The organism is Staphylococcus sp. GW823-FHT05F06 (assembly GCF_058795495.1).
Window position 1 is genome coordinate 257,390 of record NZ_JBXAHW010000002.1, and the last position, 13,536, is coordinate 270,925.

Genomic DNA, 13,536 nt, shown 5'->3' on the forward strand with positions numbered 1-13,536 from the left:
TTGAATAATCGTGATAAATTACAAAAATTTAGTATTCGAAAATACGCAATTGGAACATTTTCTACTGTGATTGCAACACTTGTGTTCATGGGTATCAATACAAACCATGCAAGTGCCGACGAGTTGAATCAAAATCAAAAGTTAATTAAACAATTAAATCAAACAGATGATGATGATTCGAATACGCATAGTCAAGAAATCGAAAATAACAAACAAAATTCTAGTGGGAAGACTGAATCATTACGTTCATCAACTAGTCAAAATCAAGCAAATGCACGACTGTCGGATCAATTCAAAGACACTAATGAAACATCGCAACAATTACCTACAAATGTTTCGGATGATAGTATCAATCAATCGCATAGTGAAGCAAATATGAATAACGAACCATTGAAAGTTGATAATAGTACTATGCAAGCACATAGTAAAATAGTAAGCGATAGCGATGGGAATGCTTCTGAAAATAAACATCATAAACTAACAGAAAATGTACTTGCAGAAAGCCGAGCAAGTAAAAATGACAAAGAGAAAGAGAATCTACAAGAGAAAGATAAATCGCAGCAAGTACATCCACCATTAGATAAAAATGCATTACAAGCTTTTTTTGACGCATCATATCACAATTACAGAATGATTGATAGAGATCGTGCGGATGCAACAGAATATCAAAAAGTCAAATCTACTTTTGACTACGTCAATGACTTACTAGGTAATAATCAAAATATTCCTTCAGAACAGCTTGTTTCGGCATATCAACAATTAGAGAAAGCATTAGAACTTGCACGTACGTTACCACAACAATCTACTACAGAAAAACGTGGTAGAAGAAGTACGAGAAGTGTTGTTGAGAATCGTTCATCAAGAAGCGATTACTTAGATGCTAGAACTGAATATTATGTTTCAAAAGACGATGATGATTCTGGTTTCCCTCCTGGTACTTTCTTCCATGCTTCAAATAGAAGATGGCCTTATAATTTACCAAGATCTAGGAACATCTTACGTGCTTCTGATGTACAAGGTAATGCTTATATCACTACAAAACGACTTAAAGATGGATATCAATGGGATATTTTATTTAATAGTAATCATAAAGGGCATGAATATATGTACTATTGGTTTGGACTTCCAAGTGATCAAACACCAACTGGTCCAGTAACTTTCACTATTATCAACCGTGATGGTTCAAGTACATCTACTGGTGGCGTTGGATTTGGATCAGGTGCACCACTACCTCAATTTTGGAGATCAGCAGGTGCTATTAATTCTAGCGTAGCGAATGATTTTAAACATGGCTCCGCTACAAATTATGCATTTTATGATGGTGTTAATAATTTTTCTGACTTTGCTAGAGGGGGAGAATTATACTTCGACAGAGAAGGCGCTACACAAACTAATAAATATTATGGCGATGAAAACTTCGCATTGCTAAATAGTGAGAAACCAGATCAAATAAGAGGATTAGATACAATATATAGTTTTAAAGGTAGTGGTGATGTAAGTTATCGTATTTCATTTAAAACTCAAGGAGCTCCAACTGCAAGATTGTATTATGCTGCTGGCGCGCGTTCTGGTGAATATAAACAAGCAACGAACTATAACCAACTCTATGTCGAACCTTATAAGAATTATCGAAATCGAGTACAGTCAAATGTCCAAGTTAAAAATCGTACACTTCATTTAAAAAGAACAATCAGACAATTCGATCCTACATTACAGAGAACTACTGATGTTCCTATTTTGGATAGTGACGGTTCCGGAAGTATTGATTCGGTATACGACCCATTAAGTTATGTAAAGAATGTGACTGGTACAGTCCTAGGTATTTATCCATCTTATCTTCCTTATAATCAGGAAAGATGGCAGGGAGCTAATGCAATGAATGCCTATCAAATTGAAGAACTTTTTTCACAAGAAAATCTTCAAAATGCAGCACGTTCAGGCCGTCCAATTCAATTTCTTGTAGGTTTTGATGTTGAAGATAGCCATCATAACCCTGAAACTCTTTTACCAGTAAATTTATATGTAAAACCTGAGTTAAAACATACAATTGAGTTATATCACGATAATGAAAAACAAGATAGAAAGGAATTTTCAGTATCGAAACGAGCGGGCCATGGTGTTTTCCAAGTAATGAGTGGAACGCTTCATAACACTGTAGGATCAGGAATATTACCTTATCAACAAGAGATACGTATCAAACTTACTAGTAATGAACCAATTAAAGATAGTGAATGGTCTATTACAGGATATCCTAACACGCTTACATTACAAAACGCTGTGGGTAGAACAAATAATGCTACTGAAAAAAACTTAGCTCTTGTTGGTCATATTGATCCAGGAAATTATTTCATCACTGTTAAGTTTGGTGATAAAGTAGAACAATTTGAAATTAGATCAAAACCAACTCCACCAAGAATCATTACAACTGCTAATGAATTACGTGGAAATCCTAACCATAAGCCTGAAATAAGAGTAACAGATATACCAAATGATACTACTGCTAAAATCAAACTTGTGATGGGCGGAACCGATGGCGATCATGATCCAGAAATAAATCCATATACTGTCCCTGAAAACTACACAGTAGTTGCAGAAGCATACCATGATAATGATCCAAGTAAAAATGGGGTCTTAACATTCCGTTCATCAGACTACCTTAAAGATCTACCATTAAGCGGTGAATTAAAGGCAATTGTTTATTACAATCAATATGTACAATCAAACTTTAGTAATAGCGTTCCGTTTAGTAGCGATACAACACCACCTACAATTAATGAACCGGCAGGACTAGTTCATAAGTATTACAGGGGAGATCATGTAGAAATTACTCTTCCAGTCACTGATAATACTGGCGGTTCAGGTTTAAGAGATGTAAACGTCAATTTACCTCAAGGTTGGACAAAAACCTTTACAATCAATCCTAATAATAATACTGAGGGTACGCTTAAGTTAATTGGTAATATACCTAGTAATGAAGCATATAATACGACATATCATTTCAATATTACTGCAACCGATAATTCTGGAAATACAACAAATCCAGCTAAAACCTTTATTTTAAATGTTGGTAAGTTGGCTGATGATTTAAATCCAGTCGGATTATCTAGAGATCAACTACAATTAGTGACAGACCCTTCTTCATTATCTAATTCCGAACGAGAAGAGGTAAAAAGAAAAATAAGTGAAGCAAATGCTAATATAAGATCATATTTATTACAAAATAACCCAATACTCGCTGGAGTAAACGGCGATGTTACATTTTATTATAGAGATGGTTCTGTAGATGTTATTGATGCTGAAAATGTAATCACATATGAGCCCGAAAGAAAATCCATTTTCAGTGAAAATGGTAATACAAATAAAAAAGAAGCAGTAATCACTATTGCTAGAGGACAAAACTATACCATTGGTCCAAACTTAAGAAAATATTTCTCATTAAGTAATGGTTCGGATTTACCTAATAGAGATTTCACCTCTATATCAGCTATTGGATCTTTACCTTCATCGAGTGAAATTAGTCGACTCAATGTTGGAAATTATAACTATAGAGTTAATGCTAAAAATGCTTATCATAAGACTCAACAAGAACTTAATTTAAAACTTAAAATAGTAGAGGTTAATGCACCTACTGGTAATAATCGTGTATATAGAGTTAGTACTTATAATTTAACTAATGATGAAATCAATAAAATCAAACAAGCATTTAAAGCAGCTAATTCTGGACTTAATTTAAACGATAACGATATCACTGTTTCGAATAACTTTGACCATAGAAATGTTAGTAGTGTGACAGTAACTATACGTAAGGGCGATTTGATAAAAGAGTTTTCATCAAATCTCAATAATATGAATTTCTTACGTTGGGTTAATATAAGGGATGATTATACCATTTCGTGGACTTCTAGTAAGATTCAAGGTAGAAATACAGATGGTGGATTAGAATGGTCACCAGATCATAAATCACTTATTTATAAATATGATGCAACATTAGGTAGACAAATAAATACTAATGACGTGTTAACTTTACTTCAAGCAACAGCTAAAAACTCAAATTTACGTTCAAATATCAATAGTAATGAAAAACAGTTAGCAGAACGAGGGTCTAATGGGTATTCTAAATCTATAATTAGAGATGATGGCGAGAAATCTTATTTACTTAACTCAAATCCTATTCAAGTATTAGACTTAGTAGAACCAGATAATGGTTACGGTGGACGTCAAGTCAGTCATTCTAACGTTATATATAATGAAAAAAATTCTTCTATCGTAAATGGTCAAGTTCCAGAAGCTAATGGGGCATCCGCTTTTAATATTGATAAAGTTGTTAAAGCTAATGCGGCAAATAATGGTATTATGGGTGTTATCTATAAGGCACAATTATACTTAGCACCATACAGTCCAAAAGGTTACATTGAAAAATTAGGCCAAAATTTAAGCAATACCAATAACGTGATTAATGTTTATTTTGTGCCTTCTGATAAAATAAATCCTAGTATAACTGTAGGTAATTACGACCATCATACGGTATATTCTGGTGAAACATTTAAAAATACTATCAATGTAAATGATAATTATGGATTAAATACAGTAGCTTCTACAAGTGATAGTGCAATTACTATGACCAGAAACAACAACGAGTTAGTAGGTCAGGCTCCTAATGTTACTAATAGCATAAATAAAATTGTAAAAGTTAAAGCCACAGATAAAAGTGGAAATGAAAGTATTGTTTCTTTCACAGTAAATATAAAACCATTAAACGAGAAATATAGAATAACAACTTCATCAAGTAATCAAACACCAGTGAGAATTAGTAATATTCAAAACAATGCTAACCTTTCAATTGAAGATCAAAATAGAGTAAAATCTTCACTCAGCATGACTAAAATTTTAGGTACAAGAAATTATGTCAATGAGTCAAATAATGACGTTCGTAGTCAAGTTGTAAGTAAAGTAAATAGAAGTGGGAACAATGCTACAGTTAATGTTACAACTACATTTTCTGATGGTACAACTAATACAATAACCGTTCCAGTTAAACATGTGTTATTAGAAGTTGTACCTACTACTAGAACAACAGTAAGAGGACAACAATTTCCAACCGGCAAAGGAACTTCCCCAAATGATTTCTTTAGTTTAAGAACGGGAGGTCCAGTTGATGCGAGAATAGTTTGGGTTAATAATCAGGGACCCGATATAAATAGTAATCAAATTGGTAGAGATTTAACATTACACGCTGAAATATTCTTTGATGGTGAAACAACACCAATTAGAAAAGATACTACTTACAAACTTAGTCAATCTATTCCAAAGCAAATATATGAAACAACTATCAATGGTCGATTTAATTCATCAGGTGATGCATATCCAGGAAATTTTGTTCAAGCAGTAAATCAATATTGGCCAGAACATATGGACTTCAGATGGGCCCAAGGATCAGGCACACCAAGTTCTCGTAATGCAGGTTCATTTACTAAAACAGTTACGGTAGTTTATCAAAACGGCCAAACTGAAAACGTTAATGTACTATTCAAAGTCAAACCAAATAAACCTGTTATTGATAGTAATAGTGTGATTTCAAAAGGACAATTAAATGGTCAACAAATTTTAGTTCGAAATGTTCCACAAAATGCACAAGTCACTCTATATCAATCAAATGGAACTGTTATTCCTAATACAAATACAACTATAGATTCTAATGGTATAGCTACTGTAACAATTCAAGGCACTCTACCAACCGGAAATATTACTGCTAAAACCTCAATGACAAATAATGTAACGTACACTAAACAAAATAGTAGTGGAATTGCTTCAAATACAACTGAAGATATAAGTGTTTTTTCAGAAAACAGTGATCAAGTAAATGTTACCGCTGGCATGCAAGCTAAAAATGATGGTATTAAAATAATTAAAGGTACAAACTATAATTTTAATGACTTCAATAGTTTCATAAGTAATATACCAGCCCATTCTACTCTTACATGGAACGAGGAGCCTAATAGTTGGAAAAACAACATCGGTACTACAACAAAAACTGTTACAGTTACTCTACCTAATCATCAAGGTACGAGAACTGTAGATATTCCAATAACAATCTATCCAACAGTTACAGCTAAGAATCCAGTAAGAGATCAAAAAGGACGAAACTTAACCAATGGTACTGACGTTTATAATTATATTATTTTTGAAAATAATAACCGTCTTGGAGGAACAGCTTCTTGGAAAGACAATCGTCAACCTGATAAAAACATAGCCGGTGTACAAAATTTAATTGCACTTGTTAATTATCCTGGCATATCTACACCATTAGAAGTTCCTGTTAAAGTGTGGGTATATAATTTTGATTTCACTCAACCTATCTACAAAATTCAAGTAGGAGATACATTCCCTAAAGGAACATGGGCAGGCTATTACAAACATCTTGAAAATGGAGAGGGATTACCAATAGATGGTTGGAAATTTTATTGGAACCAGCAAAGTACAGGAACTACTAGTGATCAATGGCAATCATTAGCATATACTAGAACTCCTTTTGTTAAAACTGGTACTTATGATGTCGTTAATCCTAGCAACTGGGGTGTTTGGCAAACATCACAATCAGCTAAATTTATAGTTACAAATGCTAAACCTAATCAACCAACCATAACTCAGTCTAAAACTGGTGATGTAACAGTAACACCTGGTGCTGTGCGTAATATACTAATAAGTGGGACAAATGATTATATCCAAGCATCTGCAGATAAGATTGTTATTAATAAAAATGGAAATAAATTAACTACATTTGTTAAAAATAATGATGGTCGTTGGACTGTTGAAACTGGGTCACCTGACATAAATGGTATCGGACCAACAAATAACGGAACTGCTATATCTTTAAGTCGATTAGCAGTTAGACCTGGGGATTCAATAGAAGCAATAGCGACTGAAGGTTCCGGAGAAACTATAAGTACTTCAGCAACTAGTGAAATTTATATTGTCAAAGCTCCACAACCTGAACAAGTAGCAACTCATACTTATGATAATGGAACATTCGATATATTACCTGACAATTCACGTAATTCTTTAAATCCAACTGAACGTGTCGAAATTAATTACACTGAAAAATTAAATGGCAATGAAACACAAAAATCATTCACTATTACTAAAAATAACAACGGCAAATGGACGATAAATAATAAACCAAATTATGTCGAGTTCAATCAGGATAATGGTAAAGTTGTATTTTCGGCCAATACAATTAAACCTAATTCTCAAATTACAATAACTCCTAAAGCAGGTCAGGGTAACACTGAAAACACAAATCCTACTGTAATTCAAGCACCTGCGCAACATACTTTAACAATCAATGAAATTGTTAAAGAACAGGGTCAAAATGTGACTAATGATGATATTAATAATGCGGTTCAAGTGCCAAATAAAAATAGAGTTGCGATTAAACAAGGAAACGCTCTTCCAACAAATTTAGCTGGTGGTAGTACATCACATATTCCAGTAGTTATTTATTACAGTGATGGAAGTTCTGAAGAAGCTACTGAGACTGTTAGAACTAAAGTTAATAAAACCGAATTAATCAATGCTCGTCGTCGACTAGATGAAGAAATTAGTAAAGAGAACAAAACACCATCAAGTATCAGAAACTTTGATCAAGCTATGAATCGTGCTCAATCACAAATTAATACAGCTAAAAGTGATGCTGACCAAGTTATAGGCACAGAATTTGCAACACCTCAACAAGTAAATTCAGCTTTATCTAAAGTTCAAGCGGCACAAAATAAAATAAATGAAGCTAAAGCATTATTACAAAACAAGGCTGATAATAGTCAACTTGTGAGAGCAAAAGAACAATTACAACAATCGATTCAACCAGCCGCTTCAACTGATGGTATGACTCAAGATAGCACAAGGAACTACAAAAATAAACGCCAAGCAGCTGAACAAGCAATACAACATGCAAATAGCGTTATAAATAATGGAGATGCAACATCCCAACAAATTAATGATGCTAAAAACACAGTTGAACAGGCACAGAGAGATTATGTTGAAGCTAAAAGCAACTTACGTGCTGATAAGTCACAGTTACAAAGCGCTTATGATACGTTAAATAGAGATGTTTTAACAAATGATAAAAAGCCAGCATCTGTAAGACGCTATAATGAAGCCATTTCAAATATTAGAAAAGAATTAGATACAGCTAAAGCGGATGCAAGTAGTACTTTGCGAAACACCAATCCTTCCGTTGAACAAGTTAGAGACGCTTTAAATAAAATAAATACTGTTCAACCTAAAGTGAATCAAGCAATTGCTTTACTTCAACCAAAAGAAAATAATTCAGAACTTGTACAAGCTAAAAAACGTTTACAAGACGCTGTAAATGACATACCTCAAACACAAGGTATGACACAACAAACAATTAATAATTATAATGACAAACAACGTGAAGCTGAAAGAGCACTTACATCTGCACAAAGAGTGATTGATAATGGGGATGCTACAACTCAAGAAATTACTTCTGAAAAATCTAAAGTAGAGCAAGCAATGCAAGCTTTAACTAATGCTAAAAGTAATCTGAGAGCTGATAAGAATGAGTTACAGACTGCATATAACAAATTAATTGAGAACGTATCTACCAATGGTAAAAAACCGGCGAGTATACGTCAATACGAAACAGCCAAAGCCAGAATACAAAATCAAATTAATGATGCTAAAAATGAAGCGGAGCGAATTTTAGGTAATGATAATCCACAAGTATCACAAGTAACTCAAGCATTGAACAAAATCAAAGCTATTCAACCAAAATTAACAGAAGCTATCAACATGCTTCAAAACAAAGAAAATAATACAGAATTAGTCAATGCTAAAAACAGACTTGAAAATGCAGTAAATGATACAGATCCAACACACGGTATGACTCAAGAAACAATTAATAATTACAACGCTAAAAAGCGAGAAGCTCAAAATGAAATACAAAAAGCGAACATGATTATTAATAATGGAGATGCTACTGCTCAAGATATTTCTTCTGAAAAATCTAAAGTAGAGCAAGTATTACAAGCATTACAAAATGCTAAGAATGACTTAAGAGCTGATAAAAGAGAATTACAGACTGCATACAATAAACTTATACAAAATGTTAATACCAATGGTAAAAAACCATCTAGTATTCAAAACTATAAGTCTGCAAGACGAAATATCGAAAACCAATATAATACCGCTAAAAATGAAGCACATAATGTTCTTGAAAATACAAACCCTACTGTAAATGCAGTAGAAGATGCTTTACGTAAGATAAATGCAATTCAACCAGAGGTTACAAAAGCTATTAATATACTTCAAGATAAAGAAGATAATAGCGAACTTGTTAGAGCAAAAGAAAAATTAGATCAAGCGATTAATAGTCAACCATCACTAAATGGTATGACTCAAGAATCTATTAATAATTACACAACAAAACGTAGAGAAGCACAAAATATAGCAAGTTCTGCTGACACTATTATTAATAATGGGGATGCATCTATTGAACAAATAACAGAAAATAAAATTCGAGTTGAAGAGGCAACTAATGCACTTAACGAAGCAAAACAACATTTAACGGCAGATACAACTTCTTTAAAAACTGAAGTACGGAAATTAAGTAGGAGAGGCGACACAAACAACAAAAAGCCTAGCAGTGTTAGTGCTTATAACAATACTATTCATTCGCTACAATCTGAAATTACACAGACTGAAAATAGAGCAAATACTATCATCAATAAGCCTATTCGTTCTGTTGAAGAAGTAAATAATGCATTGCATGAAGTAAACCAATTGAACCAACGCTTAACAGATACAATTAACTTATTACAACCTTTAGCGAATAAAGAAAGCTTAAAAGAAGCTCGTAATCGACTTGAAAGTAAAATTAATGAAACCGTTCAAACAGACGGTATGACTCAACAATCTGTTGAGAATTATAAGCAAGCTAAAATAAAAGCTCAAAATGAATCTAGTATTGCACAAACTCTTATTAATAATGGTGATGCATCTGATCAAGAAGTTTCTACAGAAATAGAAAAATTAAATCAAAAGCTGTCTGAATTAACAAATTCAATCAATCACTTAACAGTTAATAAAGAACCTTTAGAAACTGCCAAAAATCAGTTACAAGCAAATATTGACCAAAAACCTAGCACTGATGGTATGACGCAACAATCTGTACAAAGCTATGAACGTAAACTACAAGAAGCCAAAGATAAAATAAACTCAATTAATAATGTCTTAGCTAACAATCCAGATGTTAATGCTATCAGAACAAACAAAGTTGAGACGGAACAAATCAATAATGAATTAACACAGGCGAAACAAGGTCTTACTGTTGATAAACAACCATTGATTAATGCAAAAACTGCTTTGCAACAAAGTCTAGATAATCAACCAAGTACTACTGGTATGACTGAAGCAACAATTCAAAATTATAACGCTAAACGTCAAAAAGCAGAGCAAGTTATACAAAATGCAAATAAAATTATTGAAAACGCTCAACCTAGTGTACAACAAGTGTCTGATGAGAAATCTAAGGTAGAGCAAGCACTCAGTGAATTGAACAACGCCAAATCAGCGCTTAGAGCTGATAAACAAGAATTACAGCAAGCATATAATCAGTTGATTCAACCAACGGATTTAAATAATAAGAAACCAGCTTCTATCACTGCGTACAATCAAAGATATCAACAATTTAGTAACGAATTGAACAGCACTAAAACAAATACAGATCGCATTTTAAAAGAGCAAAATCCAAGTGTAGCTGATGTCAACAATGCACTAAATAAAGTAAGAGAAGTACAACAAAAATTAAACGAAGCCAGAGCACTTTTACAAAATAAAGAAGATAATAGTGCACTAGTTCGAGCCAAAGAACAACTTCAACAGGCAGTTGACCAAGTCCCTTCAACAGAAGGTATGACGCAACAAACTAAAGATGATTACAATTCAAAACAACAAGCTGCTCAACAAGAAATATCAAAAGCACAACAAGTTATCGATAATGGCGATGCGACTACACAACAAATTTCTAACGCCAAAACAAATGTTGAACGCGCTTTAGAAGCATTAAATAATGCAAAAACTGGTTTAAGAGCAGATAAAGAGGAACTTCAAAATGCATATAATCAATTAACTCAAAATATTGATACGAGCGGTAAAACGCCTGCAAGTATCAGGAAATACAATGAAGCTAAGTCACGTATTCAAACTCAAATTGATTCAGCTAAAAATGAAGCAAACAGTATTTTAACAAATGACAATCCTCAAGTATCACAAGTGACTGCTGCGTTAAACAAAATAAAAGCTGTTCAACCTGAATTAGATAAAGCGATAGCAATGCTTAAAAATAAAGAGAATAATAATGCATTGGTTCAAGCGAAACAACAACTTCAACAAATTGTTAATGAAGTAGATCCAACACAAGGCATGACAACAGATACTGCTAATAACTATAAATCAAAAAAACGTGAAGCTGAAGATGAAATACAAAAAGCTCAACAAATCATTAACAATGGCGATGCCACTGAGCAACAAATTACTAACGAAACAAATAGAGTAAATCAAGCGATTAATGCAATAAACAAAGCCAAAAACGATTTACGTGCTGATAAGTCTCAATTGGAAAATGCTTATAACCAATTAATACAAAATGTTGATACAAATGGTAAAAAACCTGCTAGTATTCAACAATACCAAGCTGCTCGACAAGCTATTGAGACGCAATACAATAACGCTAAATCAGAAGCACATCAAATTCTTGAAAATAGTAACCCTTCAGTTAATGAAGTAGCACAAGCATTACAAAAAGTTGAAGCTGTACAACTTAAAGTTAATGACGCGATTCATATACTTCAAAATAAAGAGAATAATAGTGCACTTGTCACAGCTAAAAATCAACTTCAGCAATCAGTTAATGATCAACCATTAACAACAGGTATGACTCAAGATTCTATTAATAACTATGAAGCTAAGAGAAATGAGGCTCAAAGTGCTATCAGAAATGCAGAAGCTGTCATCAACAATGGCGATGCAACTGCAAAACAAATTTCAGACGAGAAATCTAAAGTTGAACAAGCACTAGCACATTTGAATGATGCTAAACAGCAATTAACTGCAGATACTACTGAATTACAAACAGCAGTTCAACAATTAAACAGAAGAGGCGATACAAATAATAAAAAGCCAAGAAGTATCAATGCATATAATAAAGCAATTCAATCATTAGAAACACAAATTACTTCTGCTAAAGATAATGCCAACGCTGTGATACAAAAACCTATACGTACTGTTCAAGAGGTAAATAATGCATTACAACAAGTAAATCAGTTGAATCAACAATTAACTGAAGCAATTAATCAACTTCAACCGCTATCAAATAATGATGCATTAAAAGCTGCAAGATTAAATTTAGAAAATAAAATTAATCAAACTGTACAAACTGATGGTATGACACAACAATCTATAGAGGCTTATCAAAACGCTAAACGCGTAGCCCAAAATGAATCTAACACTGCTTTAGCATTAATTAATAACGGCGATGCCGATGAACAACAAATTACAACTGAAACAGACCGAGTCAATCAGCAAACTACAAACTTAACTCAAGCAATTAACGGGTTAACAGTTAATAAAGAACCATTAGAAACCGCTAAAACAGCGTTACAAAATAACATCGACCAGGTACCTAGTACAGATGGTATGACTCAGCAATCTGTTGCAAATTATAATCAAAAACTACAAATAGCTAAAAACGAAATTAACACAATTAATAACGTTTTAGCGAACAATCCAGATGTTAATGCAATCAAAACGAATAAAGCAGAAGCGGAACGAATCAGTAACGATTTAACACAAGCTAAGAATAACTTACAAGTTGATACTCAACCTTTAGAAAAAATAAAAAGACAACTTCAAGATGAAATTGATCAAGGTACTAACACAGATGGAATGACTCAAGATTCAGTGGATAATTACAATGATAGCTTAAGTGCAGCAATTATAGAAAAAGGCAAAGTAAATAAATTACTTAAACGTAATCCGACAGTAGAACAAGTTAAAGAGAGCGTTGCTAATGCACAACAAGTCATACAAGATTTACAAAATGCTCGAACTTCACTTGTTCCAGACAAAACTCAACTTCAAGAAGCTAAAAATAGATTAGAAAACAGTATTAACCAACAAACAGATACTGACGGCATGACTCAAGATTCGCTTAACAATTATAATGATAAATTAGCAAAAGCTAGACAAAACCTTGAAAAAATATCTAAAGTTTTAGGTGGTCAACCTACTGTAGCTGAAATTAGACAAAATACAGATGAAGCAAATGCACATAAACAAGCATTAGACACTGCACGTTCTCAACTTACATTAAATAGAGAGCCATATATCAATCATATTAATAATGAAAGTCATTTAAATAACGCGCAAAAAGATAATTTTAAAGCTCAAGTTAACTCAGCACCTAATCATAATACTTTAGAAACGATTAAAAATAAGGCTGATACTTTAAATCAATCT

At 33.0% G+C, this 13,536-nt stretch carries 1 protein-coding gene (running past one end of the window); it reads left to right on the top strand.

Annotated elements, in window-relative coordinates; translation table 11 throughout:
- A protein-coding gene (gene ebh, locus AC1Q7N_RS02780; RefSeq protein WP_145376282.1) for a hyperosmolarity resistance protein Ebh crosses the window boundary here: on the top strand, positions 1-13,536 show its 5' end (the start). The gene runs 16,914 nt beyond the window's last position; only the first 13,536 of its 30,450 coding nucleotides appear in the window; the start codon lies at positions 1-3; the stop codon falls past the right edge of the window.